This is a genomic window from Streptomyces sp. NBC_00539 (assembly GCF_036346105.1).
In the GTDB taxonomy this organism is placed as follows: domain Bacteria; phylum Actinomycetota; class Actinomycetes; order Streptomycetales; family Streptomycetaceae; genus Streptomyces.
In genome coordinates, this window is sequence record NZ_CP107811.1 from 4,518,962 (window position 1) to 4,545,600 (window position 26,639).

Below are 26,639 nucleotides of genomic sequence, written 5' to 3' on the forward strand. Positions count from 1 at the left end.
ACGCTCGAAGGACCGCACACCTCTTCCGGAAGGCACCCCCCATGAGCACGCAGCCGCGCGGACCCGTCGACTCCTCCCGCATCCCGCGCTACGCGGGCCCGGCGACCTTCGCCCGCCTGCCGCGCCTGGACGAGGTCGGCTCGGCCGACGTGGCCGTCGTCGGCGTCCCGTTCGACTCGGGTGTCTCCTACCGCCCCGGCGCCCGCTTCGGCGGCAACGCCATCCGCGAGGCCTCGCGCCTGCTGCGCCCGTACAACCCGGCGCAGGACGCCTCCCCGTTCGCGCTCGCCCAGGTCGCGGACGCCGGTGACATCGCGGTGAACCCCTTCAACATCAACGAGGCCGTCGAGACGGTCGAGGCCGCCGCCGACGAGCTGCTCGGCGCCGGCTCCCGCCTGATGACCCTCGGCGGCGACCACACCATCGCGCTGCCGCTGCTGCGCTCGGTCGCCAAGAAGCACGGCCCGGTCGCGCTGCTGCACTTCGACGCCCACCTGGACACCTGGGACACCTACTTCGGCGCCGAGTACACGCACGGCACCCCGTTCCGGCGCGCCGTGGAGGAGGGCATCCTCGACACCGAGGCGCTCAGCCACGTCGGCACGCGCGGCCCGCTCTACGGCAAGCAGGACCTGGACGACGACGCCAAGATGGGCTTCGGCATCGTCACCTCGGCCGACGTCTACCGGCGCGGCGCCGACGAGGTCGCGGACCAGCTGCGCCAGCGCATCGGCGACCGCCCGCTGTACATCTCCATCGACATCGACGTCCTGGACCCGGCGCACGCGCCCGGCACCGGCACGCCGGAGGCGGGCGGCATGACCTCCCGCGAGCTGCTGGAGATCATCCGCGGCCTGTCGTCCTGCAACCTGGTCTCCGCCGACGTGGTCGAGGTCGCCCCGGCGTACGATCACGCCGAGATCACCTCGGTCGCGGCCTCGCACACCGCGTACGAGCTGACCACGATCATGTCGCGACAGATCGCGCAGGCGAAGGGCAAGTAACCGACGTGACGCACGACCACGACCTGGTACTCCGTCCCACCGAAGCCCAGACGGCGGCCGCCCTCGCGCCGCCGCCCGGGCGGACGGGCGGGGACCTGGTCGTGGAAACGCTGCGCTCCCTCGGCGCCACCACCGTGTTCGGCCTGCCCGGGCAGCACGCGCTGGCCGTCTTCGACGCGGTGGGCCGCGCCGACCTGCGGCTGGTGGCCCTGCGCACGGAGAACAACGCGGGATTCGCGGCCGACGCGTACGGCCGCCTCACCGGCGAGGCCGTACCGCTGCTGCTGTCCACCGGACCGGGCGCCCTGATGGCCCTGCCGGCGCTGGCCGAGGCCGCGGCGGCCTCCGCACCGGTCCTCGCGATCTCCTCCCAGGTCCCCTCCCCGGGCCTGGGCGGCGGCCGTCGGGGCCACCTGCACGAGCTGCGCGACCAGTCCGCCTCCTTCCGCGAGGTGGTCAAGTCGGTCCACACCGCCCGCACCCCGTCGCAGATCCCGTCCGTCATCGCGGAGGCCTGGGAGTCGGCGCTCACCACCCCGCACGGCCCGGTCTGGGTGGAGATCCCGGAGGACGTCCTCCGTGCGGAGACGATGGTCCCGCAGGTCACCGGCATGGACGCGGCTCCGCACGAGTTGGCGCCCCGCCCCGAGCTGACGGCCGTCGCCGCCCACTGGCTCTCGAACGCCTCCCGTCCGGTGATCATCGCGGGCGGCGGTGTGATCCGCGCGGACGCGGCCGGCAAGCTCAGGCAGCTCGCGGAACGCCTGGACGCGCCCGTGGTCACCACCTTCGGCGGGAAGGGCGCCTTCCCCTGGACCCATCCGCTGTCCCTCCAGTCCTGGCTGGAGGACCGCCACATGACGGACTTCCTGGAGGACGCGGACGTCCTCCTGATCGTCGGCTCCGGCCTCGGCGAGCTGTCCTCGAACTACCACACGTTCTTCCCCGGGGGCCGCGTCGTCCAGATCGAGGCGGACCTCGGGAAGCTGGAGTCCAACCACCCGGGCCTGGGCATCCACGCGGACGCCCGGCTGGCGCTGCAGGCCCTGCTGGAGACGGTGTCCGCACGCGAGGACCCCTCGGCCCCCACCCGCGTCCGGATGGTGCTGGACGAGATCGGCGCCCGCCTCGCCGAGCAGGACGTGGCGCTGGAACAGGAGTTGCTGGCCTCCATCAGGTCGGCCCTGCCGCCGCGCTCCCCGTCGTTCTGGGACATGACGATCCTGTCCTACTGGGCCTGGTCGGCCTTCGACGCCAAGCACCCGAACACCATGCACTCGGCGCAGGGCGCGGGCGGCCTCGGCTACGCCTTCCCGGCGGCCCTCGGCGCGTGCGTCGCGGAACCGGGCACCCCGGTGCTGGCCGTCTCGGGCGACGGCGGCGCGATGTACTCGATCGCGGAGCTGGCCACGGCCAAGCAGCACGAGCTGGACGTGACCTGGCTGATCGTCGACGACGGCGGCTACGGCATCCTGCGCGAGTACGGCTGCGCGACGGGTACGGACCTCACCGGCCCCGACTTCGTCGCCCTGGCGGCCTCCTTCGGCGTCCCGGCCGCCGTCACCTCGGCCCCCACCCTCCGCGAAGACCTCGCCACGGCCCTCGCCTCCCCGGGCCCCTCGGTCCTGGTCCTCCCCACCACCTTGAAGATGTTCGCCCCGACCCACCTCTGACGCCCCGGTCGCCCTGCCGCGGGGCGTCGGCGGTGGCAATCGCATTCCCTGACCCGGCGTGCGCTCTACGCTGCCGGATGACCCCAGGAGGACGCATGGCCGAGGACGTCACAGGACGGCAGCCCGAAGACCGGCTCATCCGGCGGCGCGGTATCCAACGGCTGGGCGCCGACGTGTGGGGTCACGGTCGGTCGATCTGGGCGGCCGACACCGAGGACCGTGAACCGGAGGTCGAACTCCTCGGGGTCACCGAAGAGGCGGCGCCCGAGGCCGTCGCCCTGGTGCTCGGGCTCATGGAGGGCACGGCGGCATGCGTGCGGCGGCGCAGGTTCCTGCTCGACGGGAAGGCCGTCATGCTCGCGACCTCGTACCTGGACGCCGCCCTCGTCGCCGGCACCCCCGTCACCGAGCCCGACACCGGCCCGGGAGGGATCTACGCCCGCCTCGCCGAGCTCGGCGTCGGCCCCGTCCGGTTCCGCGAGGAGGTCCGTTCACGGATGCCGGGTCCGGACGGGGCCGCGCGGCTCGGTCTCGGGGCCGCGGCCCCCGTCGTACTGGTCCGCCGTACCGCCTTCGCCGCCGACGGGAGGGTGGTGGAGGTCAACGAGATGGTGCTCGACGCCTCCGCCTACGTCCTGGAGTACGAGTTCGACGCGCCCTGACCCGGACGGCCCCTCGGGGTCGCCCGCCGTCGCGCAAAGCCGTTCGATTGTTGCTGCGGGATGAAATCCGCCGGTCGGGGCGTTGGCGCCTGCGGCAGGACAGGATCGACGGGGAGGCTCGACGTGGCGGCGGCGGAGACGGAAGCAGGCGGAAAACAGGGCTGGGGCAGGCGGCTGGCCGCGTACACCTGGCGGTACAAGGCGAACGTGCTGCTCGCGCTCGGGTCCTCGCTGGCCGGTATGGCCGTCATGGCCCTCGTACCGCTCGTCACCCGCACGATCATCGACGACGTCATCGGCGACGAGAGCAAGCCGATGGGCCCCTGGGCCGCCATGCTCATAGGCGCGGCCCTGCTGGTGTACGTACTCACCTACATACGCAGGTACTACGGCGGCCGCCTCGCCCTCGACGTCCAGCACGACCTGCGCACCGACATGTACGGCGCCATCACCCGCCTCGACGGCCGCCGCCAGGACGAGCTGTCCACCGGCCAGGTCGTCGGCCGGGCCACCAGCGACCTCCAGCTGATCCAGGGCCTGCTCTTCATGCTCCCGATGACCATCGGGAACTTCCTCCTCTTCGGGATATCCCTCGGCATCATGCTGGCGCTGTCGCCGCTGCTGACCCTCGTCGCCCTCCTCATGGCCCCCGCCCTCTGGTACATCGCCAAGCGCAGCCGCAAGAAGCTGTTCCCCGCCACCTGGTACGCCCAGAGCCAGGCCGCCGCCGTCGCCGGCGTCGTCGACGGGGCCGTGACCGGCGTCCGCGTCGTGAAGGGCTTCGGGCAGGAGGAGCAGGAGACCGGAAAGCTCCGCGCAGCCGGCCGCCGTCTGTTCGGCGGGCGGCTGCGGGCCATCCGGCTCAACTCGAAGTACACCCCCGCCCTCCAGGCCGTGCCCGCGCTCGGGCAGGTCGCGATGCTGGCCCTCGGCGGCTGGATGGCCACCCGCGGCCAGGTCACCCTCGGAACCTTCGTCGCCTTCTCCACCTACCTCGCCCAGCTCGTCGGCCCCGTCCGCATGCTCGCGATGGTCCTCACCGTCGGCCAGCAGGCCCGCGCGGGCGTCGAGCGCGTCTTCGAGCTGATCGACACCGAGCCGGTGATCGAGGAGGGCACGACCGCGCTGCCCGCCGACGCGCCCGCCACCGTCGAGTTCGAGGACGTCCGCTTCGGCTACGACCCCGAGCGGCCCGTCCTGGACGGGTTCTCGCTGCGGATCGAGGAGGGCGAGACCGTCGCCCTCGTCGGCTCCTCCGGCAGCGGCAAGTCCACCGTCTCGCTGCTCCTGCCCCGCTTCTACGACGCCGACAGCGGCGCCGTCCGCGTCGGCGGCCACGACGTGCGCGAGCTGACGTACGCCTCCCTGCGCGGCGCGATCGGCCTGGTGCCCGAGGACTCGTTCCTCTTCTCCGACTCGATCCGCGCCAACCTCGCCTACGGACGCCCCGACGCGGACGAGGAGCAGATCCGGGCCGCCGCCCGCGCCGCCCAGGCCGAGGGGTTCATCGAAGCCCTGCCCGCCGGGTACGACACCAAGGTCGGCGAGCAGGGCCTGACCCTGTCCGGCGGCCAGCGCCAGCGCATCGCGCTCGCCCGCGCCCTCCTGACCGACCCCCGGCTGCTCCTCCTGGACGATGCCACCTCCGCCGTCGACGCCCGCGTCGAGCACGAGATCCACGAGGCCCTGCGCGCCGTCATGGCCGGCCGCACCACGCTCCTCATCGCACACCGCCGCTCCACGCTCGCGCTGGCCGACCGGATCGCCGTACTCGACCACGGGCGGCTCTCCGACATCGGCACCCACGAAGAGCTCGAAGCCCGCTCAGCCCTGTACCGCAGGCTGCTGACCGACCCCGAAGCCCTCGGCGCCGCCTCGCCGCGCGTCCCCGAGGCCGCCGCGATGGCCGAGTTCGAGCGCGACCTGGAGCGGGACATCGAGATCGAGGCGGAGATCGACTCCGAGCCGGTCAACGCCAAGCGCCGGGTCTCCGGCGGGATCACCCCCGAGCTCTGGCGCCGCCAGGACGAGGCGGAGGGCGACGACCCCGCCCACGTCGCCGGCAGCCCCGCCACCCCCGAGCTGCTCGCGCAGGTCGCCGCCCTGCCGCCCGCCGACGACCTTCCCGACGTCGACGAGGACCGGGCCGCGGCCCCCGAGGACAGTTATGGCCTGCGCCGGCTGCTCCACGGGTTCTGGGCGCCGCTCGCCATCAGCCTCGGCCTCGTCGCCGTCGACGCGGGCTCCGGGCTGCTGCTGCCGATCCTGATCCGGCACGGCATCGACAAGGGCGTCGAACAGGCCGCGCTCGGAGCGGTCTGGGTGGCGGCGGGGCTGGCCCTGGCCGTTGTCATCGGGCAGTGGGCCGCGCAGTTCGCCGAGACCCGGATGACCGGCAGGACCGGCGAGCGCGTGCTGTACGCGCTGCGCGTGAAGATCTTCGCCCAGCTCCAGCGCCTCGGACTCGACTACTACGAGCGCGAGCTGACCGGCAAGATCATGACCCGGATGACCACCGACGTGGACGCGCTCTCCAGCTTCCTCCAGACCGGTCTGGTCACCGCCGTCGTCTCCGTCTTCACCTTCTTCGGCATCCTGATCGCCCTGCTCGTCCTCGACGTGGAACTGGCGCTGATCGTCTTCGCCACGCTCCCGCTGCTGGTCATCGGCACCGTCGTGTTCCGTCGCAAGTCGGTCGCCGCGTACGAACTCGCCCGCGACCGGGTCAGCGGGGTCAACGCCGACCTCCAGGAGTCCGTGGCCGGACTGCGCATCGTCCAGGCCTTCCGCCGCGAGGGCGACGGCGCCGTCCGCTTCGCCGGGCGCAGCGACTCCTACCGCGAGGCCCGGGTCCGCGGCCAGTGGCTGATATCCGTCTACTTCCCCTTCGTGCAGCTGCTGTCCTCGGGCGCCGCGGCCGCCGTGCTGATCGTCGGCGCGGGGCGGGTGGAGGCCATGACGCTCACCACGGGCGCGCTCGTCGCCTACCTGCTCTACATCGACCTGTTCTTCGCGCCCGTCCAGCAGCTCTCCCAGGTCTTCGACGGGTACCAGCAGGCCACCGTCTCCCTCGGCCGGATCCAGGACCTGCTGCGCGAGCCGACCACCACCCCCCGTCCCGCCGATCCGCGCCCGGTGGCGCAACTGCGCGGCGAGATCGCCTTCGAGGACGTGCGCTTCGCCTACGGCACCGCCGAGGAGCGCGGCGAGAAGGGCGAGGCGCTGGCCGGAATACGCCTGCGCATACCGGCCGGGCAGACCGTCGCGTTCGTCGGCGAGACCGGCGCCGGGAAGTCCACGCTGGTCAAGATGGTGGCCCGGTTCTACGACCCGACCTCCGGCCGGGTCACCGCCGACGGCGCCGACCTGCGGGAGCTGGACCTGACGGCGTACCGCCACAGGCTGGGCGTCGTCCCCCAGGAGGCCTACCTCTTCCCGGGGACGGTCCGCGACGCCATCGCCTACGGGCGGCCCGAGGCGAGCGACGCCGAAGTGGAGGCCGCCGCCCGCGCGGTCGGCGCCCACGACATGGTCGCCACCCTGGACGGCGGTTACCTGCACACCGTCGCCGAGCGGGGGCGCAACCTGTCGGCCGGTCAGCGCCAGCTGATCGCGCTGGCCCGGGCCGAACTCGTGGACCCGGACGTCCTGCTGCTGGACGAGGCGACGGCCGCACTGGACCTGGCCACCGAGGCGCAGGTCAACCTGGCCACCGACCGGCTCGCGGGCAAGCGCACCACCCTCGTCGTCGCCCACCGCCTGACGACCGCCGCCCGCGCCGACCGCGTGGTGGTCCTCGACCGCGGCGAGGTCGTGGAGGACGGTACGCACGCCGAACTGCTGGCGCGCGGTGGCCGGTACGCCGAGCTGTGGCGGACCTTCGCGGGAGAGGACGAGCGGGCCGTGGCCTGAGCCGCGCTCGCGCGGTGCAACCTTCCGCAGGACCGGGGCGTCGTACGGACGTACGGGCCGCGTACGACTGAGCGGGGGGCCGGGATGGTGGCGCAGGGGTGCGGGCGGGGACCGGGGGCGGGGCGCAAGCGGGGGGTGAAGCCGGGGCGGCCGGCGCCCCGCCGGCCGCGGCCGCTCACCCCGGGGGTGTTCGCGGCGGCGCTGTGGCTCGTCGGGGGCGCGCTGTTCACCGCGCCCCCGGCGCGGGCCGCCGCCGCCACCGACGGCGACCGCTGCACGGGCCGGCTGGCCAAGGTGGTGCCGTTCCCGTCCGGCGAGGGCGAGCTCCGCGTGTACAAGAGCCGCGCCCGGGTGTGCGCCGTGACCCTCGCCTCCCACCCGGGCGAGCGCCGCCGGATGGCGGTGAGCGTTCAGCCGCGTGGCGGTGTCCCGGTCGCCGATGCGGGGCGCTTCACCCGTTACGCGGGCCCCGTCACCGTCGGCGCGATCAGCCGCTGCGTGTATGTAAGGGGGAACGTAGCGGCCGGATCGGCCGATTCCGGCTGGATCCTGTGCTGACGACTTCCCCGCGGCCCAACTTGGTCTGTTCAGAGGCGCGTTGGCCCCGCTAGGTTCACGGCGACCGAAGTGAACGCAAGGGGAGGGCGAATGCGCAAGACGCTCGGATGGCTGCTGTCGCTCGTGGTGCTCATCGGCACCACGGGTGCGGCCGGCGCCACGGCACAAGCGGCCGAAGCCACGGAACCAGCGGCCACCGCCGCACGGCCGGCCGCCGCCGCGGACATCAAGGACCAGATCCTCGGCATCCCGGGGATGAGCCTGATCGAGGAGAAGCCGTATCCCGGATACCGCTTCTTCGTGCTCGCCTACGAGCAGCCGGTCGACCACCGTCAGCCCTCGAAGGGGACCTTCAAGCAGCGCCTGACCCTGCTGCACAAGGACACCTCGCGGCCCACGGTCTTCTACACCTCCGGTTACAACGTCAACACCAGCCCGCGCCGCAGCGAGCCGACGACCATCGTCGACGGCAACCAGGTGTCTCTGGAGTATCGATTCTTCACGCCTTCCCGGCCCGACCCCGCCAACTGGTCGGACTTGGACATCTGGCAGGCCGCCAGTGACCAGCACCGCCTGTTCACCGCCCTCAAGAAGATCTACAGCAAGAACTGGATCGCCACCGGCGGCAGCAAGGGCGGCATGACGGCGACGTACTACGAGCGCTTCTACCCGCGCGACATGGACGGCGTCGTCGCCTACGTCGCGCCGAACGACGTCAACAACAAGGAGGACTCGGCCTACGACCGGTTCCTCGCCAAGGTCGGCACCAAGGAGTGCCGCGACAAGCTGAACGCCGTCCAGCGCGAGGCGCTCGTCCGCCGCGAGCCGCTGGAGGCCAAGTACGCGGCCGCCGCCGCCGAGAACGGCTGGACCTTCACCACCGTCGGCACCCTCGACAAGGCCTACGAGGCCGTGGTGCTCGACTACACCTGGGCCTTCTGGCAGTACAGCCTGCTCGCGGACTGCGCCGGCATCCCGGTCGCGGCCACCGCCTCCGACCAGGAGATCTGGGACACCGTCGACACCATCTCCGGCTTCTCGGCCTACACCGACCAGGGCCTGGAGACGTACACGCCCTACTACTACCAGGCGGGTACGCAGCTCGGTTCGCCCGACATCAAGCAGCCGCACCTCAAGGGGCTGAGCCGCTACGGCTACCAGCCGCCGCGCGACTTCGTGCCGCGCGACATCCCGATGACCTTCAAGCCGGGGGTCATGGCGGACGTCGACGCCTGGGTGCGCACGCACGCCGACCGGATGCTGTTCGTGTACGGGCAGAACGACCCGTGGGGCGCAGAACCGTTCCACCTCGGCTACGGGGTCAAGGACAGCTACGTGATGATCGCGCCGGGCGCCAACCACGGGGCGAACGTCGCCAAGCTCCAGGACGGCGAGCGGGCCCTCGCGACCGCGAGGATCCTCCAGTGGGCCGGGGTGGCGCCGGCCGCCGCCCTCACCGACGCGGGGCGGGCGACGCCGCTGGCGAAGCCGGACCCGCAGCTCGACCGGCAGGACCTCCCGCGCGAGGCGCAGCTGCGCCCGTAGCTCCCGGGTGACAGGGGCCGCGGGCCCGGCGTGCGCGCTCAGTCGTACGTCAGCCCGTGGCCCAGCGGGTAGCGTCCCGGCACCGCGACCGGGAGGCGGCCCACGGGCCGCCGCGCACCGGTGATCATCCGGGCCGCCGCCCGCATCTCCACGTCCGTCCAGGAGTACGTCGCCAGTTCCGCGGCGCACTCCGGCAGGCGGGCGCCGTCGTAGGGGTTGCGGATCGCGACCGCCACCACCGGCACTCCGGTGGCCAGCAGGTCCGCCACCAGCTTCCGCTGCGGGCTGTCGCCCTCGGGGACGTTGTACGTGCACACCACCACCGCCGCGTGGCCGGGCGCCGCCGCCACCGCCCCCTCGGCCGCCACGGCCGAGGCCCGGCAGCCCAGGGCCGTCAGCTCCCGCGCCAGTACCTCCGTAGGGGGTCCGGTGGTACCGCTGGGGGAGGGCGGGGCGGCGCCCGTCACCAGCACCCGGGGCGCGGCCGCGGCGTCCAGCGGCAACACCTTCGCGGGGTTGGCCAGCAGGGTCGTCGTACCGGCCGCGATCTCGTCGGCGGCCGCCAGGTGCCCGGACACCCCCACCACGTCCGCCGGCTCCGGCCCGGCGGTGGCGGCGGCGGCGAACAGGCCCCGGCGCGCCTTGAGTTCCAGGATCCGCAGCACCGATTCCTCGATCCGGGCCACGGTCAGCTCGCCCGACTCCACGGCCGCCAGCACGCTCCGGTACGCCAGCGCCAGGTCCGGCGGGTTCAGCAGCTGGTCGCAGCCCGCCTTGAGGGCCAGGACGGGTACCCGGTCGTTGCCGTACTTCTGGCGGACGCCGGCCATGTCCAGCGCGTCGGTGACCACCACCCCCGCGAAGCCCAGGCGTTCGCGCAGGATGCCCGTCACGATGGGCCGTGAGAGGGTCGCCGGGTCCCCGGAGGGATCGAGCGCGGGGAAGACGATGTGCGCCGTCATGACCGCGTCCACGCCCGCCGCGACGGCCGCCCGGAACGGCGGCTCGTCCAGCTCCTCCCACTGGGCACGGGTGTGCCGCATCACGGGGAGTCCCACGTGGCTGTCGGTCTCGGTGTCGCCGTGTCCGGGGAAGTGCTTGGCGGTGGCGGCCACCCCCGCGCCCTGGTACCCGCGGACCTGGGCGGCGACCAGCGCCGCCACCGCCTCCGGGTCGGCGCCGAAGGACCGTACGCCGATCACCGGGTTGGCCGGGTTCACGTTCACGTCGGCGACCGGCGCGTAGTCCTGCCGGATGCCCATGGCGGCCAGTTCCGCACCGGCGATCCGCGCGGCCCGCCGGGCCTCGGCGGTGGAACCCGTGCCGCGGTGGGCGGCGCCGAGCGCCATCGCCCCCGGCAGCAGGGTCGCGGGCTTGCCGATGCGGGCGACCGCGCCGTGCTCCTGGTCCGTGGACAGCAGCAGCGGGATGCCGGCGCCCGAGCCGGTCGCCGCCTGCTGGAGGCCCTGCGAGAGGGCGGCGATCTGCTGCGGGCCACGGGTGTTGTGGGCCCACGCGAAGTAGATGACCCCGCCCAGGTGGTAGCGGGCGACGAGTTCGGCGGCGGTGCGCACCCCGAACTGCGCGAGGTTCACCTCCGCGTCCGCCGCGTCGGGCTCGCTCGCGGAATGCCCGTACGCCCGGGACACGAACAGCTGCCCGACCTTCTCGGCGAGGCTCATCCCCTCCATCAGCCGGCGCAGCTCCGCCCGGTCCGGGTAGCGCCCCGGCCGGCCGCCGGGCCCGGAGTCCGGGGGGTGCGGGTCGTCGGGGGCGCCGTCGGAGGCGGAGGCGCCCTCCGGGGCGCTGCGGACGTCCGAGGCGGAGGAGACCGGTGCGGTGGCCGTGACGGCAGCCAGGGCGGCCGCGGTGAGCAGGGTCCTGCGGGAGGCGTGGTTCGGCACGCGCCGGACCCTACTGCCGGGCTGCGTCCCCGGGGCTGCGGACACTCTCGGCGTCCCCCGGAAGTGGCCCTTCGGGAGCAGTGGCGGCGGCAGCATCGGCCCGGGCCGTCCAGTGCGCCCGGAGGGTGCGCACGGCCGCGGTGATGGCCGGGCGGCGGGCCGCGCCCACCCGCCACAGCGCGTACAGCCGCCGGACCGGCCCCGGTTCCAGCGGTACGGCCACCGCCCCCTCGGGCAGAGGGCCCGTGCCCAGGCGCGGTACGACCGCGACCCCGAGCCCCGCCGCGACCAGGGCGACGACGGTGTGGTTCTCCTCGGCGACGTGCGCGATGTCGGGCTCGAACCCCGCCGTGCGCAGGGTCCGCACCAGCCAGTCGTGGCAGACCCAGCCCGGGGGCTGGCACACCCACCGCTCGCCGCCCAGGTCCGCCCGGCGGATCACGGGGCGGGCGGTGAACGGGTGCCCGGCCGGGACGACCAGGTCGCAGTGGTCGTCCCCGATCACCGCCTGCTCGATGCCCTCGGGGGCCGGGAGCGGGGCGATGTCCCAGTCGTGCGCCACCGCCAGGTCGGTGACCCCGCGCGCCACGAGGTCCACCGACAGGTGCGGGTCCACCTCCGTCAGGCGCACGTCCAGTGCCGGGTGCCGGGCGGCCAGTTCGGCCAGAACGCCGGGCAGCAGCCCGCGCGCCGCCGAGGCGAAGGCGGCCACGGCCAGCAGCCCGCTCGGCTGCCCGCGCCGCTCCTCCAGCGTCGTCTCGGCCCGCTCCACGATCGCCAGCAACTCCCGTGCGGTGTCGGCGAGGTGGCGGGCCTCCTCGGTGAGGGCGACCCCCCGCCCGCGCCGCTCCAGCAGCGTGGTGCGGGTCTCGCGCTCCAGCTTGGCGATCTGCTGCGAGACGGCCGAGGGGGTGTAGCCGAGGGCGGCCGCCGCGCCCGCGACGGAACCGTGGACGGAGACGGCGTGCAGGGCGCGCAGCCGGGACAGGTCGAGCATGCCGCGATGGTAGCCCCGGGTGGCCCCGACACGTAAGCATTGCTTCATCCATCGCGGAAGAGATCCGCGCTGGTGCTACATGGTCCGGCCGTCGATGCTCGGTGCATGCGTCCTGTACACACCGCGCTCGCCGTGCTCGTCACCGCCGTCTGGGGTTTCAACTTCGTCGTCATCGAGATCGGCCTCGGCCACTTCCCGCCGCTGCTCCTGTCCGCCCTGCGGTTCCTGGTGGCCGCCTTGCCCGCCGTGTTCTTCGTCGGCAGGCCCAAGGTGGCCTGGAAGTGGGTCGTCGGCGTCGGAGTGGCCCTCGGCATCGCCAAGTTCGGCCTGTTGTTCACGGGAATGGCCGCCGGGATGCCCGCCGGTCTGTCCTCCCTCGTCCTGCAGATCCAGGCCGTCTTCACCGCCGTGCTCGCCTCGCTCGTCCTGCGCGAGCGGCCCGGGGCGGTGCGGGTGCTCGGCATGGGCGTGGCGCTCGCCGGGATCGCGGTCGCCGCCGTGGACGAGGGCACCTCCGGGCCGGTCGCCGGTTTCCCGCTCGTCGTGGCGGCCGCCGCCTGCTGGGGCGTGTCCAACGTGCTGACCCGCAGGGCCGCCCCACCCGACGCGCTGAACTTCATGGTGTGGGTGTGCACGGTCCCGGTGCTGCCGCTGATCGGGCTGTCGCTGCTGCTGGAGGGCCCCGGGCGGGACGCGGCGGCGCTGCGCGCCCTGGACTGGTCGGGGGTGGCCGTCATCGGGTACGTCGCCTGGATCTCGACGGTGTTCGGCTTCGGCGCCTGGGGCTACCTGCTGCGCCGCTACCCGGCCTCCGCGGTGGCCCCGTTCTCGCTGCTGGTTCCCGTGTTCGGCATGTCGTCGGCCGCGCTGGTGCTCGGCGAGGGCGTCTCGGGCATGCGCTGGCTGGCCGCCGCCCTGCTCGTCGGCGGGGTGGGCCTGACCTCGCTGGCCCCCGGGCGCGTGAAGCCCCGTACGACGGCGGCCGGCCCGGCGGCCCCGCCCGCGGCGACCGCCGCCGCTCCCGCCCCCGCCCCCTGACGGTTCGTGCGGCACGCCGTCGTCTTCGTGCAGCACACCGCCCTTGAGTAATGGTGGAGTAAAGACCTGCCCCCGGGTGCAACCGCCGGCGGCGCAGGCGGGTCGTAAGGAGCGTCGGCGCTTCCGGGAGGGGATCTGGGGGGATCGGGAAGTCCGGCACGGGAGGGGTAACCGTGAGGGGGTCCGGCCGGAAGGCCGGACCCCCTTCGGTTTGTCCACAGGCGCGGCGGCCTGTCGGCGGCGGCCGGTACTTTCTTGGCATGACGAGCAACGGGGCAGTGCAACTTGCCGTGGTGGAGGGGGTGCTGGAACGCATCACCTACGCCAACGAGGAGAGCGGCTACACCGTCGCCCGGGTCGACACCGGCCGGGGCGCCGGCGACCTGCTGACCGTCGTCGGGTCCCTGCTCGGCGCGCAGCCCGGCGAGTCGCTGCGCATGGAGGGCCGCTGGGGCTCCCACCCCCAGTACGGCAAGCAGTTCAGCGTCGAGAACTACTCCACCATCCTGCCCGCCACCATCCAGGGCATCCGGCGCTACCTCGGCTCCGGCCTCATCAAGGGCATCGGCCCGAAGATCGCCGAGCGCATCGTCGACCACTTCGGCACCGACACCCTCGATGTGATCGAGGACGAACCGGAGCGGCTGATCGAGGTCCCCGGCCTCGGACCCAAGCGGACCAAGCTGATCGGCGCCGCCTGGGAGGAGCAGAAGGCCATCAAGGAGGTCATGGTCTTCCTCCAGGGCGTCGGCGTCTCCACCTCCATCGCGGTCCGCATCTACAAGAAGTACGGGGACGCCTCCATCTCCGTGGTCCGCAACCAGCCCTACCGGCTCGCCGCCGACGTCTGGGGCATCGGCTTCCTCACCGCCGACCGCATCGCCCAGGCCGTCGGGATCCCGCACGACAGTCCGGAACGGGTCAAGGCCGGGCTCCAGTACGCCCTGTCCCAGTCCACCGACCAGGGCCACTGCTTCCTCCCGGAGGAACGCCTGATCGCCGACGGGGTCAAGCTGCTCCAGGTGGACACCGGTCTGGTCATCGAGTGCCTGGCCGAGCTGGCCGCCGACCCGGAAGGGGTGGTCCGCGAGGCCGTGCCCGATCCACAGGGCGGCCCACCGCTCACCGCCGTGTACCTGGTCCCCTTCCACCGGGCCGAGCTGTCGCTGGTCGGCCAGGTCCGGCGGCTGCTGAACGCCGAGGAGGACCGGATGCCCGGCTTCCAGGACGTGGACTGGGACAAGGCGCTCGACTGGCTGGCCGGCCGCACCGGGGCCAAGCTCGCCCCGGAGCAGCGGGACGCCGTCCGGCTGGCCCTCACCCGCCGGGTCGCCGTCCTCACCGGCGGCCCCGGCTGCGGCAAGTCCTTCACCGTGCGCTCGATCGTGGAACTCGCCCGGGCCAAGAAGGCCAAGGTGGTGCTGGCAGCGCCCACCGGCCGGGCCGCGAAGCGGCTCTCGGAGCTGACCGGGGCCGACGCCTCCACCGTGCACCGGCTGCTGGAGCTCAAACCGGGCGGGGACGCGGCCTACGACCGGGAGCGGCCCTTGGAAGCGGATCTCGTCGTGGTGGACGAAGCCTCGATGCTCGATCTGCTGCTCGCGAACAAACTGGTGAAGGCGGTGGCCCCGGGCGCGCACCTGCTCCTGGTGGGGGACGTGGACCAGCTGCCGTCGGTGGGCGCGGGCGAGGTGCTGCGGGACCTGCTCGCCGAGGACGGGCCGGTGCCCGCCGTGCGGCTGACCAGGATCTTCCGCCAGGCACAGCAGTCGGGCGTGGTCACCAACGCCCACCGGATCAACACCGGGGTGCCGCCCATCACCGACGGGCTGCCGGACTTCTTCCTCTTCCCCGAGGAGGACACCGAGGAGGCCGGCCGGCTCGCCGTGGACGTGGCCGCACGGCGAATTCCGGCCAGATTCGGCCTGGATCCGCGCCGTGACATCCAGGTGCTCGCGCCGATGCACCGGGGCCCCGCCGGAGCGGGCAACCTCAACGGCCTGCTCCAGCAGGCGGTCACCCCCGCCCGGCCCGGCCTGCCCGAGAAGCGGTTCGGCGGCCGGGTCTTCCGGGTGGGTGACAAGGTGACCCAGATCCGGAACAACTACGAGAAGGGCGCCAACGGTGTCTTCAACGGCACGGTCGGCGTGGTCACCGGCCTTGACCTGGACGAACAGCGGCTGACGGTGCGGACGGAGGAGGACGAGGAGGTCGCCTACGAGTTCTCCGAGCTCGATGAGCTGGCCCACGCGTACGCCGTCACCATCCACCGGTCCCAGGGCAGCGAATACCCGGCCGTCGTGATCCCCGTCACGACCGGCGCCTGGATGATGCTCCAGCGGAACCTGCTCTACACGGCCGTGACCAGGGCGAAGAAACTGGTCGTTCTGGTCGGGTCACGCAGGGCGCTCGGCCAGGCGGTGCGTACCGTTTCCGCAGGCAGGAGGTACACGGCGGTCGCCCCCAGACTGTCCGGCCGGATACCGGTGGGAAACATCACCTAAATGATCGATCATTTTGGGTTCCGCCTGGTGCGCCCAGGGGGCAGGATGTTCAGGTTGGCGGCACTCAGTGCCGTCGAAAGCACCAAAGGCCGACCCCGAGTGCACTCTCCTGCGCCAAATGGGGGAAGGTAGAGGCAGTCAGGGCACCTCGAAGAAGAGGCACTACGTCGGTGAGGGATGACGTGAGCGACAACTCTGTAGTACTCCGGTACGCGGACGGTGAATACACCTACCCGGTGGTCGACAGCACCGTCGGTGACCAGGGCTTCGACATCTCGAAGCTGCGGGCCCAGACCGGGCTCGTCACCTTGGACAGCGGCTACGGCAACACCGCCGCCTACAAGTCCGCGATTACCTACCTCGACGGCGAGCAGGGGATCCTGCGCTACCGCGGATACCCGATCGAGCAGCTGGCCGAGCGTTCGACCTTCATCGAGGTCGCCTACCTGCTGATCAACGGGGAGCTGCCGACCGTCGACCAGCTCGCGTCGTTCCGCAACGAGATCACCCAGCACACGCTGCTGCACGAGGACGTCAAGCGGTTCTACGACGGCTTCCCGCGTGACGCGCACCCGATGGCGATGCTGTCCTCCGTGGTCAGCGCGCTGTCGACGTTCTACCAGGACAGCCACAACCCCTTCGACGAGAAGCAGCGCCACCTCTCGACGATCCGGCTGCTGGCCAAGCTCCCGACGATCGCGGCGTACGCGTACAAGAAGTCCGTCGGCCACCCGGTGGTCTACCCGCGCAACGACCTCGGCTACGTCGAGAACTTCCTGCGCATGACCTTCTCCGTGCCGGCCCAGGAGTACGACCTGGACCCGGTCGTGGTCTCCGCGCTCGACAAGCTGCTGATCCTGCACGCGGACCACGAGCAGAACTGCTCGACCTCCACCGTGCGTCTGGTCGGCTCCTCGCAGGCGAACATGTTCGCCTCGATCTCCGCCGGCATCTCGGCCCTGTGGGGCCCCCTGCACGGTGGCGCCAACCAGTCGGTGCTGGAGATGCTGGAAGGCATCAAGAACGACGGCGGTGACGTCGACGCCTTCATCCGCAAGGTGAAGAACAAGGAAGACGGCGTCCGCCTCATGGGCTTCGGGCACCGCGTCTACAAGAGCTTCGACCCCCGGGCGAAGATCATCAAGGCGGCGGCCCACGACGTCCTCTCGGCGCTCGGCAAGAGCGACGAGCTGCTCGACATCGCGCTCAAGCTGGAAGAGCACGCGCTGGCCGACGAGTACTTCGTCTCGCGCAACCTCTACCCGAACGTGGACTTCTACACCGGTCTCATCTACCGGGCCATGGGCTTCCCGACCGAGATGTTCACCGTGCTCTTCGCGCTCGGCCGCCTTCCCGGCTGGATCGCCCAGTGGCACGAGATGATCAAGGAGCCCGGCTCCCGCATCGGCCGACCGCGCCAGATCTACACCGGCGAGGTCCTGCGCGACTTCGTCCCGGTCGAGGCCCGCTGACCCGAGGCTCTCCCGGACCCGCAAGGGCCCGCGCGCACACGAAAAGCGCCCCGCCGTCGATCCCCCCACGGGTCGACGGTCGGGGCGCTTTCCTTTCCCCGGAACGGATTCCCCCCACGGGACCCGAGCCGGGGTGTCGGCGAGGAGTGCGGTCCTGATGCACTCCAACGGGGTTTTTGCCGGGACCCGCACGGGTCGGGAGGGCCGCTCAAAGCTCCCCGGGGTGCACGTGTCCCGGCCGGCTGATGCCCGGGACGTCCCCCAAGACCTCCCGCGAACGTCCCCCAAGACGTTCCTGGCATCACCCCATTAGACCCGGGCATCAGCCCGATGGTTACGTTCGAATCACTGTGATCTGCGTCTCCTGTGAAGGAGTTGTGCGTGCGGTGCGAAGGGGATCCTCTAGCGGAAGGACCGCAACCGCAGGCTGTTGGTCACCACGAACACCGAAGAAAAGGCCATCGCCGCACCGGCGATCATCGGGTTGAGCAGGCCGGAGGCCGCGAGCGGCAACGCGGCCAGGTTGTACCCGAAGGCCCAGAAGAGGTTGCCCTTGATCGTGGCCAGGGTCCGGCGGGAGAGCCGGATCGCGTCCGCCGCCACCCGCAGGTCGCCCCGCACCAGCGTCAGGTCGCCCGCCTCGATGGCCGCGTCCGTGCCGGTGCCCAGCGCCAGGCCCAGGTCCGCCTGGGCGAGGGCGGCCGCGTCGTTGACACCGTCCCCGACCATGGCGACCGTACGACCCTCGCCCTGCAGGCGGCGTACGACCTCCACCTTCTCCTGCGGAAGCACCTCGGCGATCACCTCGTCGATGCCCACCTCGCGGGCCACCGCCTCGGCCGCGGCCCGGTTGTCGCCGGTCAGCAGCACCGGCGTGAGGCCGAGCGCCCGCAGCCGCGCGACCGCCTCGGCGCTGGTCCCCTTCACCGCGTCGGCCACGCCCAGCACCCCGCGCACCTCCCCGTCCCAGGCCACCAGTACCGCCGTGCCCCCCGCGGCCTCGGCGGCCGCCTTGGCTCCCGCCAGGGCGGCCGGCGCGGCCGCGACGCCCCGCTCCGCCAGCAGTCGCTCCCGGCCCACCACGACGGAGCGCCCCTCCACCACGCCCCGTACGCCCAGCCCGGCGAGGTTCTCGAAGGCCTCGGGGACCGGCAGGGCCCCCACCCGCTCGGCGGCGCCCACCGCGACGGCCCGGGCGATGGGGTGCTCGGAGGCGTGCTCCAGGGAACCGGCCAGGCGCAGCAGCTCCGACGCGTCCACGCCCGGGGCGGGGTGCACCCCCGACAGGGTCATCCTGCCGGTGGTGACGGTGCCGGTCTTGTCCAGGACGACGGTGTCCACCCGGCGGGTCGACTCCAGCACCTCCGGTCCCTTGATCAGGATGCCGAGCTGGGCGCCCCGGCCGGTGCCGACCATCAGCGCGGTCGGCGTGGCCAGTCCCAGGGCGCAGGGGCAGGCGATGATCAGGACGGCCACCGCGGCGGTGAACGCCGCCGTCGGGTCGTCGGTGATCAGCAGCCAGGTCACCCAGGTCCCGACGGAGAGCAGCAGGACGACGGGCACGAAGACGGCGGAGATCCGGTCGGCGAGGCGCTGCACCCGGGCCTTGCCGTTCTGCGCCTCCTCGACCAGCCGTGCGATCCGGGCCAGCTGGGTGTCCGCGCCGACCCGGGTCGCCTCGACGGCCAGCCGCCCGGACGTGTTGACGGTCGCTCCGGTCACGGCGTCGCCGACGCCCACGTCGAGCGGGACGGACTCCCCGGTCAGCAAGGAGACGTCCACGGCGGAGCTGCCCTCGGCCACCGTGCCGTCGGTGGCGATCTTCTCGCCGGGCCGGACCACGAACCGGTCCCCGACGGCCAGCGCGCCCACCGGGATCCGCACCTCGCGGCCGGCGCGCAGGACGGCGACGTCCTTGGCGCCCAGCTCCAGCAGCGCCTTGAGGGCCGCGCCCGCCTTCCGCTTGGAGCGGGCCTCCAGGTAGCGGCCCAGCAGGATGAAAGTGACGACGCCGGAGGCGACCTCCAGGTACAGGGCGTCGCCCGTCGTGGAGGCGGTGAGGGCGAAGTCGTGCCTCATCCCGGTCATGCCGGCGTGGCCGAAGAACAGCGCCCACAGTGACCAGCCGAACGCGGCGAGCGTGCCCAGCGAGACCAGGGTGTCCATGGTGGCCGCGCCGTGCTTCACGTTGGTCCAGGCGGCCCGGTGGAAGGGCAGTGCGCCCCACACGGCGACGGGCGCGGCCAGGGTCAGCGACAGCCACTGCCAGTTGTCGAACTGGAGGGCCGGGACCATGGCCAGCACCACGACCGGCAGCGCCAGTACGGCGCTGACCAGCAGCCGTTGGCGTAGCGCGGCGAGCTCCGGGTCGGCCGGGAAGGCGGCCGTCGCGGCGGCGGCGGCGGCGGTGTCCGTACCGGCGCCGGCGGCGGGCTCCGGTACGGGCGGTGGCGGGGGCGGCGGGGGCTGCTCGGCGGTGTAGCCGGTCTTGACGACCGTCGCGATCAGGTCGGCCACCCGCACGTCACCCGAGTACGAGACCTTCGCCTTCTCGGTGGCGTAGTTCACCGTGGCGCTGACCCCGTCCATCCGGTTCAGCTTCTTCTCGATGCGGGCGGCGCAGGAGGCGCACGTCATCCCGCCGATGACCAGCTCGACTTCCGCGGCGCCGGCCACCGCCACCGGTCCTTCGTGCACTGCGTTGCCGCTCATTTCCGGCTCATCTCCGGCTCGTCTCCGGCTTCAAGGGAAAGGCCGGGCCGTACGCGGCCCGCAAGGGCGGCCCCCGTACGACCCGGCGGGTCCTTCGGCTGTCCTACGGGCCTCAGGCCCGGCCCGCCAGCTCGTACCCGGCCTCGTCCACGGCGGCGCGCACGTCGTCGTCCTGGAGCGGGGCGGCGGAGACCACGGTGACCTCGCCGGTCGCGGCGACGGCCTTGACGGAGCTCACGCCCGCCAGCGCCGAGATCTCGGCGGTCACCGCGCCCTCGCAGTGCCCGCAGGTCATGCCGGTCACCCGGTAGACGGTGGTGGTCTGCGTGTCCGTCTCGGCGCTCATGTCGTTCTCCTCTGCGGGGGCGGGTCGGTCGCGGGCCGGTGGCGTCTTCACACCATCCTCCCCGATTCCCCCCAAGTGTACCCCCAGGGGGTATGACGAGGGCCGAACCCGGTTCAGGCGTCGCGGCGGGCCCGGTTCCCCGGGCGCCGGGCCACCCAGGCGCGGATCGTATCGTCGTACCAATAGGGCTTCCCGTGCTCCACGTGGTCGGGAGCCGGCAGCAGTCCGTGCTTGCGGTAGGAGCGCACCGTATCCGGCTGGACGCGAATGTGGGCGGCGATCTCCTTGTACGACCACAGCTGTCGGTCGCTCATGAACGGCACCTCCTTGTCCACGCCGCTGGGGCCGGCCGGGAGGCCGTCGGGGGAGCCGGGGCGTGGACGGACGATCACTCGGGTTGTGCCCGGGGAACGACCCGCGGTGACCTGAGGGCAGCGCCTGTCGACTGTCTGTGACGCAAGACCCGCGTAACGCGGACATGCGTGACACGGCAGCGACTTCCGTGACGGAAGTGGCATGCCGTGCACGCCGGTCGGCGGGCCTCAGCGGTAGAGCGCGGGCCGTTCCACCAGCTCCACGGGCGTGCGGGCCCCGCTGCGCGCGGCGGCCAGCCCCGCCTCGGAGACGGCTGCGGCCGCGTAGCCGTCCCACACGTCGGGTCCGTCGATCCGCCCCCGCGCGGCCGCCGCCACCCACCGCCGCACCTGGCGGTCGTAGGCATCGGCGAACCGGACGAGGAAGTCCTGGGCGATCTCCCCGCCCCACCGGCCCCCCGACTGCACGACCATCGCCCGGGCGTCCCCGATCCGGGCGCTGCCCGACTCGCCGACCGCCTCGCACTGCACCTGGTAGCCGAAACCGCAGTTGACGAAGATCTCCACGTCGACGATGGCCCCGCCCGAGGTCTCCAGCACTACGAAACGGGGATCGCCCAGCCCCTCGGGCGCAGCGGCGGAAGGGGTGGGGGACAGGACCGTCACCGCGGTGATCTCCTGCCCCAGCAGCCAGCGGGCGGCGTCGACCTCGTGCACCACGGAATCGCTGATCAGCATGTCGCCGGTGAAGAAGGAGGGGGAGGACGCGTTGCGGTGACGGCAGTGCAGGAACAGCGGCCGCCCGATCCCTCCCTCGTCCAGCAGCTCTTTCAGCCGCTCGTACTCGGCGTCGAAGCGCCGCATGAAGCCCACCTGGACCAGCCTGCGGCCGAGCCTGCGCTCCGCCTCCAGCACCCGCAGGGCCCCCGCCGGATCCGGGGTCAGCGGCTTCTCGCACAACACCGGCAGCTCCCGTGCGAGGGCGTGCAGGAGCGCCTCCTCGTGGGCGGCCCCGGGCGAGGCCACCAGGACGGCGTCCACCCCGGGCGCGGCGATCGCCGCCGCGGCGTCGCTGTGCGCGCTCACGCCGTCCAGGCCCGCCACGGCCTCCTTGGCGCGGTCGCCGTCCGGATCCGCCACGGCCACCACCCGCGCCCCGCCGACCGTCCGGCCGATCCGCCGGACGTGGTCGGCGCCCATCCTGCCGGCTCCGATGACGGCGATGCCGAGCGTGCTGGTCATGTGGAAGTCCCCCTCGGGTGTCGACTGGTCAGCGGGCGCCGCAGGAGCGCAGGTAGGAACGGGTCCGGCGGGCGATCGGCAGCGGCCGGTCCGGCGGGCACGGGTACATGTCCTGCTCGACGATGGCGAACAGGTCCACGCCGAGCGCCTGCGCGGCGGCCAGTACGGGCTCCAGCGCGGGTACCCCCGACGGCGGCTCGCACATCACCCCGCGTGCCACGGCCGGCCCGAACGGCACCTGCCCGGCGACGACTTCGGCCAGGATCCGCGGGTCCACCTGCTTGAGGTGCAGGTAGCCGATCCGCTCGCCGAAGGTCTCGACGGCCCGGACGCTGTCCCCGCCGCAGTACGCGTAGTGCCCGGTGTCCAGGCAGAGCGAGACCAGGTCCGGGTCGGTGGCGTCGAGGAAGCGGGCGACGTTCTCCGGGGTGTCGATGTGGGTGTCCGCGTGCGGGTGGACCACGATCCGCAGCCCGTACCGCTCGCGCACCTCCCGGCCCAGCCGCTCGGTCTGCGTGGTCAGTTCTCGCCAGCCCGACGCGGTGAGGGTCCGGTCCTCCAGCACCTCGCCGGTCTTGTCGTCGCGCCAGAACGAGGGGATGACCACGAGGTGCGCCGCGCCCATGGCCCGGGTGAGTTCCGCGATCCGCGACACGTGCTCCCAGGTCTGCTCCCACACGCCCGGCCCGTGATGGAGTCCGGTGAAGACGGTGCCCGCGGACACGCGCAGGCCGCGCTTGCCGGTCTCGTCGGCGAGGCGGTCCGCATCGGTGGGCAGGTAGCCGTACGGACCGAGCTCGATCCACTCGTACCCGGCGTCCGCGACCTCGTCCAGGAAGCGCTCCCAGGGCGTCTGGCGGGGATCGTCGGGAAACCAGACACCCCACGAGTCCGGAGCCGAACCGATGCGGATACGGGTCAGCGCGGGTGGGGAGGACGGGGGAGTGGAAGGCGGGGGAGCGGAGGACGGCGAGGACGTCATGGCGGCCACCTTAGGGTGCGAGGCTCGAAAGGGGACGGGGAAGAGCAGTGGGAGAGGAAGTGGGAGCAGTGGCACCGGACAGCGGGGACGGGGACGCGTCCGACGCGGCGCGGACCACCGGGGACGGGGACGTGTTCGACCTGATCACGATGGGGCGCATCGGTGTGGATCTCTACCCGCTGAGAACCGGCGTACCGCTCGCCGAAGCGGATACCTTCGGCAAGTTCCTCGGCGGCTCCCCGACGAACGTCGCGGTGGCGGCGGCCCGCCTCGGCCGGCGCGTGGCCGTGATCACCCGGACCGGAGCCGACCCCTTCGGCGCGTACCTGCGCGCGGAGCTGCGGGCCTTCGGCGTCGACGACCGGTGGGTGCGCGAGGTGGCCGCCTACCCGACGCCCGTCACCTTCTGCGAGATCTTCCCGCCGGACGACTTCCCGCTGTATTTCTACCGCTTCCCCAAGGCACCCGATCTGGAGATCGCCGCCGATGAGATCGACGCCGACGCGGTGCGGGCCGCCCGGGTGTTCTGGATGACGGGTACGGGTCTGAGCGCGGAGCCGAGCCGGAGCGCCACCCTGGCCGCGCTCGAAGCCCGCTCGAAGTCCGGGACCACCGTCTTCGACCTCGACTGGCGGCCCATGCTGTGGGACGAGGCGCCGGAGCGCTGGTACGAGCGGGCGCTCGCGCACGCCACCGTCGCCGTGGGCAACGCCGAGGAGTGCGCGATCGCCACGGGCGAGCGGGAGCCGTACGCGGCGGCGCGGGCCCTGCTGGACGCCGGGGTGGATCTGGCCGTCGTCAAACGCGGCCCGGCCGGTGTCCTCGCCGTCCACCGCGACGGGACGGCGGTCGAGGTGCCGCCGGTGCCGGTGGAGGTCGTCAACGGCCTCGGCGCGGGCGACGCCTTCGGCGGCGCGCTGTGCCACGGGCTGCTCGCCGGCTGGGACACGGCGCGCGTGCTGCGCTTCGCCAACGCGGCGGGTGCGATCGTCGCCTCCCGCCTGGCCTGTTCGACGGCGATGCCGTACGCGAAGGAGGTCGAGGAGGTGCTGGAACGGTGACGGTGACCGCCTCCCACACGATGGCCTCCACGGCCCTGCGGGTCCTGGACCTCGCCCCCGGCGAGAGTCACGAGCACTCCTGCGGCGACCACGAGTGGATCGTCCTGCCGCTGGCGGGCGCCTGCGCCGTCACCTGCCGTGCCCCCGATCCGCAGGTGATCGAACTCCGGGGCCGCGAGGGCGTGTTCGCTTCGGTGACCGATTTCGCCTACCTCCCGCGCGACGGCCGCGCCTCGATCACCTCTCCGGGCGGGGGCCGGTTCGCGCTCGCCGGGGCACGCTGCGAGCGGGCGCTGCCGGCCCGGTACGGGCCGGCGGAACGGGTACCGGTCGAGCTGCGCGGCGCCGGGCAGTGCTCCCGCCAGGTCAACAACTTCGCCGCCGCCGACGCCTTCGCGTGCGACCGGCTCATCGCGGTCGAGGTGCTGACCCCGGGCGGCAACTGGTCCTCGTACCCGCCGCACAAGCACGACGAGCACCGCCCCGGTGAGGAGTCCCGGCTGGAGGAGATCTACTACTTCGAGATCGCCCCGCACGAGGGCACGCCCGGCTGCGGCTACCAGCGTGTCACCCCCTCCCCGGCCGGGAAGACCGACATCCTCACCGAGGTGAGGACCGGGGACGCCGTGCTCATCCCGGACGGCTGGCACGGGCCGTCCATCGCCACCCCCGGGCACGACATGTACTACCTCAACGTGATGGCCGGCCCCGAAGGCCCGCGGGAGTGGCTGATCCGCGACCATCCCGACCACGGCTGGATCCGGTCCACCTGGGCCGGCGCGGAGGTCGACCCCCGGCTGCCCTTCTACCGAGCGGAGGACCACCGCCCATGACCACGATCAGGCTCACCGTGGCGCAGGCCCTCGTACGCTTCCTCGCCCGCCAGTACACCGAGCGCGACGGCAGCCGTCGGCGGCTGGTCGCCGCGACCTGGGGGATCTTCGGGCACGGCAACGTCGCCGGGATCGGGCAGGCACTGCTGGAGAGCGGCCCGCAGGAGATGCCCTTCCTCCAGGGGCGCAACGAGCAGGCCATGGTCCACGCGGCCGTCGGGTACGCCCGCCAGTCGGGGCGGCTGTCGGCGCACGCCGTGACCACCTCCATCGGGCCCGGCGCGACCAACCTCGTCACCGGGGCCGCCCTCGCGACGGTCAACCGGCTGCCGGTGCTGCTGCTTCCGGGGGACACCTTCGCCACCCGGCCCGCCGATCCGGTGCTCCAGCAGCTGGAGGTGCCCTACGCCGGCGACGTCTCCGTCAACGACACCCTGCGGCCCGTGTCCCGCTTCTTCGACCGGGTCACCCGCCCGGAGGCGCTGATCCCCGCCGCCCTCCAGGCGGTGCGGGTGCTGACCGATCCCGTCCAGACCGGTGCGGTGACGCTCGCGCTCCCGCAGGACGTACAGGCCGAGGCCCACGAGTGGCCCGAGGAGTTCTTCGCCGAACGGGTGTGGCGGGTGCGCCGGCCCTGGCCCGACCGGGACGAACTGGCCGCCGCCGCCGAAGCGGTACGGTCCTGTGCGCGCCCCCTGATCATCGCCGGGGGCGGCATCCGGCACAGCGCCGCCCAGGCCGCCCTCGCGGAGTTCGCGGGGGCCACCGGGATCCCGGTCGCGGTCACCCAGGCGGGCAAGGGCGCGCTCCCGTTCGGGCACCCCGCCGAGGTGGGCGGCATCGGACACACCGGCACGGCCACAGCCGACGCCCTCGCCCGCGACGCCGACCTCGTGATCGCGGCGGGTACCCGGCTGACCGACTTCACCACCGCCTCCGCGACCCTGTTCCAGAACCCGGCCGTCCGCTTCCTGGGGCTGAACCTCGACCCGTACGACGCCCACAAGCTCGCCGCCCGGCCGGTGGTCTGCGATGCGCGGGTGGGCCTGGAAGAACTCCGGGTCGCGGTCGCGGGGTACCGCGTGGACCCCGCGTACGAGGCGACGTACGAAGAGGGCAAGCGCGGCTGGGAACGGCTGGTCGAGCAGGCCTTCGCGAGTCCCGACGAGGACGCCGCCCCGACGCAGGCGCAGGTGCTCGGCCTGCTCGACGGCATCGTCGACGCTTCCGACATCCTGATCAACGCGGCCGGCTCGCTGCCCGGCGACCTCCACAAGCTGTGGCGCCCCCGGTCCGCCGACCAGTACCACGTCGAGTACGGCTACTCCTGCATGGGCTACGAGATCCCCGCTGCCATCGGGACGGCGCTGGCCGCGCCCGGACGGCCCGTGTGGGCGCTGGTCGGCGACGGCACCTACCTGATGAACCCCACCGAGATCGTCACCGCCGTACAGGAGGGCGTCCCGCTCAAGGTCGTCCTCCTCGACAACCACGGCTACGCCTCGATCGGCGGCCTGTCGGGGGCGGTGGGCGGCGAGGGTTTCGGGACGGCGTACCGCTTCCGGGCGGCCGACGGGGCGTACACCGGCGCGCCGCTCCCGGTGGACCTCGCGGCGAACGCGGCCTCCCTCGGGATGGCCGTCCTCCGCGCCGAGACCGTCCGTGACCTGCGAAAAGCCCTGGTGGAGGCGCGGGCGTCGGACCGTCCCACATGTGTCTACACGCGGACCCGAACACCCGACACAGTGTCGGGCCCACCCCCGGCACAGGCGTGGTGGGATGTTCCCGTGGCCGAGACCGCGACCCGTGCGGCGGCGGCCTCGGCCCGCGAAGAGTACGACCGGCAAGCCGCGCAGCGACGTCGCCATCTGTGAAGGAGC

The 26,639-nt window shown here is 72.9% G+C and carries 19 protein-coding genes; 12 read left to right on the plus strand and 7 right to left on the minus strand.

Annotated features, from left to right (window positions below):
• Window positions 1–41 precede the first annotated feature (41 nt).
• From speB to OG861_RS20340, 6 genes are all read left to right on the plus strand, one after another.
• Window positions 42–1,004 carry an agmatinase gene (gene speB, locus OG861_RS20315; RefSeq protein ID WP_030013156.1) on the plus strand — a complete coding sequence of 321 codons (963 nt, stop codon included), beginning with the start codon at window positions 42–44 and terminating at the stop codon, window positions 1,002–1,004.
• 5 nt (window positions 1,005–1,009) lie between these two features.
• Window positions 1,010–2,677, plus strand: coding sequence for a thiamine pyrophosphate-binding protein (locus tag OG861_RS20320; protein WP_329195377.1), 1,668 nt, complete (start codon window positions 1,010–1,012; stop codon window positions 2,675–2,677).
• Window positions 2,674–3,339 (plus strand): GntR family transcriptional regulator, encoded by a 666-nt coding sequence (locus OG861_RS20325; RefSeq protein ID WP_443056761.1) that lies wholly within the window; start codon window positions 2,674–2,676, stop codon window positions 3,337–3,339. Before OG861_RS20320 ends, OG861_RS20325 begins: the two co-directional genes overlap by 4 nt.
• Before the next feature lie 123 nt (window positions 3,340–3,462).
• A complete protein-coding gene (locus OG861_RS20330; RefSeq protein ID WP_329195375.1) occupies window positions 3,463–7,251 on the plus strand; it encodes an ABC transporter ATP-binding protein in 3,789 nt (1,262 codons plus the stop codon).
• Window positions 7,252–7,335: 84 nt separating this feature from the next.
• Window positions 7,336–7,809 carry a hypothetical protein gene (locus OG861_RS20335; protein WP_329195374.1) on the plus strand — a complete coding sequence of 158 codons (474 nt, stop codon included), beginning with the start codon at window positions 7,336–7,338 and terminating at the stop codon, window positions 7,807–7,809.
• A gap of 90 nt (window positions 7,810–7,899) precedes the next feature.
• Window positions 7,900–9,354 carry a S28 family serine protease gene (locus tag OG861_RS20340; RefSeq protein WP_329195371.1) on the plus strand — a complete coding sequence of 485 codons (1,455 nt, stop codon included), beginning with the start codon at window positions 7,900–7,902 and terminating at the stop codon, window positions 9,352–9,354.
• Window positions 9,355–9,392: 38 nt separating this feature from the next.
• Here the strand turns inward: OG861_RS20340 and OG861_RS20345 are convergent, their stop codons facing one another.
• Together OG861_RS20345 and OG861_RS20350 are read right to left on the minus strand one after the other, a co-directional pair.
• On the minus strand, window positions 9,393–11,258 hold the full coding sequence (locus tag OG861_RS20345; protein ID WP_329195370.1) for a glycoside hydrolase family 3 protein: 1,866 nt from the start codon (window positions 11,256–11,258) through the stop codon (window positions 9,393–9,395).
• A gap of 10 nt (window positions 11,259–11,268) precedes the next feature.
• A complete protein-coding gene (locus tag OG861_RS20350) occupies window positions 11,269–12,255 on the minus strand; it encodes a LysR family transcriptional regulator (RefSeq protein ID WP_330261832.1) in 987 nt (328 codons plus the stop codon).
• Between the two features lie 105 nt (window positions 12,256–12,360).
• Here OG861_RS20350 and OG861_RS20355 point away from each other — a divergent pair, with 105 nt between their 5' ends.
• From OG861_RS20355 to OG861_RS20365, 3 genes are all read left to right on the plus strand, one after another.
• The gene (locus OG861_RS20355) at window positions 12,361–13,293 is read left to right on the plus strand and encodes an EamA family transporter (protein ID WP_329195367.1); all 933 of its coding nucleotides are present in this window, start codon (window positions 12,361–12,363) and stop codon (window positions 13,291–13,293) included.
• A gap of 260 nt (window positions 13,294–13,553) precedes the next feature.
• Window positions 13,554–15,797 (plus strand): SF1B family DNA helicase RecD2, encoded by a 2,244-nt coding sequence (gene recD2 / locus OG861_RS20360; protein ID WP_329195365.1) that lies wholly within the window; start codon window positions 13,554–13,556, stop codon window positions 15,795–15,797.
• Between the two features lie 182 nt (window positions 15,798–15,979).
• Window positions 15,980–17,269 carry a citrate synthase gene (locus tag OG861_RS20365; protein WP_190182534.1) on the plus strand — a complete coding sequence of 430 codons (1,290 nt, stop codon included), beginning with the start codon at window positions 15,980–15,982 and terminating at the stop codon, window positions 17,267–17,269.
• A 402-nt stretch (window positions 17,270–17,671) separates the two neighbouring features.
• Here the strand turns inward: OG861_RS20365 and OG861_RS20370 are convergent, their stop codons facing one another.
• From OG861_RS20370 to OG861_RS20390, 5 genes are all read right to left on the minus strand, one after another.
• On the minus strand, window positions 17,672–19,981 hold the full coding sequence (locus OG861_RS20370; RefSeq protein ID WP_330261833.1) for a heavy metal translocating P-type ATPase: 2,310 nt from the start codon (window positions 19,979–19,981) through the stop codon (window positions 17,672–17,674).
• Window positions 19,982–20,093: 112 nt separating this feature from the next.
• Window positions 20,094–20,327, minus strand: coding sequence for a heavy-metal-associated domain-containing protein (locus OG861_RS20375; RefSeq protein WP_329195360.1), 234 nt, complete (start codon window positions 20,325–20,327; stop codon window positions 20,094–20,096).
• Window positions 20,328–20,440: 113 nt separating this feature from the next.
• Window positions 20,441–20,641, minus strand: a complete 201-nt coding sequence (locus tag OG861_RS20380) for a helix-turn-helix transcriptional regulator (protein WP_329195358.1) — start codon at window positions 20,639–20,641, stop codon at window positions 20,441–20,443.
• 228 nt (window positions 20,642–20,869) lie between these two features.
• Window positions 20,870–21,883 carry a Gfo/Idh/MocA family protein gene (locus OG861_RS20385; RefSeq protein ID WP_329195356.1) on the minus strand — a complete coding sequence of 338 codons (1,014 nt, stop codon included), beginning with the start codon at window positions 21,881–21,883 and terminating at the stop codon, window positions 20,870–20,872.
• A gap of 28 nt (window positions 21,884–21,911) precedes the next feature.
• Window positions 21,912–22,865: a sugar phosphate isomerase/epimerase family protein gene (locus OG861_RS20390; RefSeq protein ID WP_329195354.1), complete on the minus strand. Its 954-nt coding sequence runs from the start codon at window positions 22,863–22,865 to the stop codon at window positions 21,912–21,914.
• Window positions 22,866–23,014: 149 nt separating this feature from the next.
• On the opposite strand from OG861_RS20390, the gene iolC reads away from it, so the two are divergent.
• The 3 genes from iolC to iolD are packed head-to-tail and all read left to right on the plus strand — an operon-like array spanning window position 23,015 to window position 26,633.
• Entirely contained in the window at window positions 23,015–23,926 is a 912-nt protein-coding gene (iolC, locus tag OG861_RS20395) for a 5-dehydro-2-deoxygluconokinase (protein ID WP_443056760.1), read from the plus strand.
• Window positions 23,923–24,759: a 5-deoxy-glucuronate isomerase gene (iolB, locus tag OG861_RS20400; protein WP_443056509.1), complete on the plus strand. Its 837-nt coding sequence runs from the start codon at window positions 23,923–23,925 to the stop codon at window positions 24,757–24,759. Before iolC ends, iolB begins: the two co-directional genes overlap by 4 nt.
• Window positions 24,756–26,633: a 3D-(3,5/4)-trihydroxycyclohexane-1,2-dione acylhydrolase (decyclizing) gene (gene iolD, locus OG861_RS20405; RefSeq protein WP_329195352.1), complete on the plus strand. Its 1,878-nt coding sequence runs from the start codon at window positions 24,756–24,758 to the stop codon at window positions 26,631–26,633. Before iolB ends, iolD begins: the two co-directional genes overlap by 4 nt.
• Window positions 26,634–26,639 lie beyond the last annotated feature (6 nt).

Excerpts from the sequence above, each read along its gene's own strand:
- speB (WP_030013156.1), top strand. The coding sequence starts at position 42 with ATGAGCACGCAGCCGCGCGGACCCGTCGACTCCTCCCGCATCCCGCGC.
- OG861_RS20335 (WP_329195374.1), top strand. The coding sequence starts at position 7,336 with ATGGTGGCGCAGGGGTGCGGGCGGGGACCGGGGGCGGGGCGCAAGCGG.
- OG861_RS20340 (WP_329195371.1), top strand. The coding sequence starts at position 7,900 with ATGCGCAAGACGCTCGGATGGCTGCTGTCGCTCGTGGTGCTCATCGGC.
- OG861_RS20350 (WP_330261832.1), bottom strand. The coding sequence starts at position 12,255 with ATGCTCGACCTGTCCCGGCTGCGCGCCCTGCACGCCGTCTCCGTCCAC.
- OG861_RS20355 (WP_329195367.1), top strand. The coding sequence starts at position 12,361 with ATGCGTCCTGTACACACCGCGCTCGCCGTGCTCGTCACCGCCGTCTGG.
- recD2 (WP_329195365.1), top strand. The coding sequence starts at position 13,554 with ATGACGAGCAACGGGGCAGTGCAACTTGCCGTGGTGGAGGGGGTGCTG.
- OG861_RS20370 (WP_330261833.1), bottom strand. The coding sequence starts at position 19,981 with ATGAGCGGCAACGCAGTGCACGAAGGACCGGTGGCGGTGGCCGGCGCC.
- OG861_RS20375 (WP_329195360.1), bottom strand. The coding sequence starts at position 20,327 with ATGAGCGCCGAGACGGACACGCAGACCACCACCGTCTACCGGGTGACC.
- OG861_RS20380 (WP_329195358.1), bottom strand. The coding sequence starts at position 20,641 with ATGAGCGACCGACAGCTGTGGTCGTACAAGGAGATCGCCGCCCACATT.
- OG861_RS20385 (WP_329195356.1), bottom strand. The coding sequence starts at position 21,883 with ATGACCAGCACGCTCGGCATCGCCGTCATCGGAGCCGGCAGGATGGGC.
- OG861_RS20390 (WP_329195354.1), bottom strand. The coding sequence starts at position 22,865 with ATGACGTCCTCGCCGTCCTCCGCTCCCCCGCCTTCCACTCCCCCGTCC.
- iolC (WP_443056760.1), top strand. The coding sequence starts at position 23,015 with ATGGGGCGCATCGGTGTGGATCTCTACCCGCTGAGAACCGGCGTACCG.
- iolD (WP_329195352.1), top strand. The coding sequence starts at position 24,756 with ATGACCACGATCAGGCTCACCGTGGCGCAGGCCCTCGTACGCTTCCTC.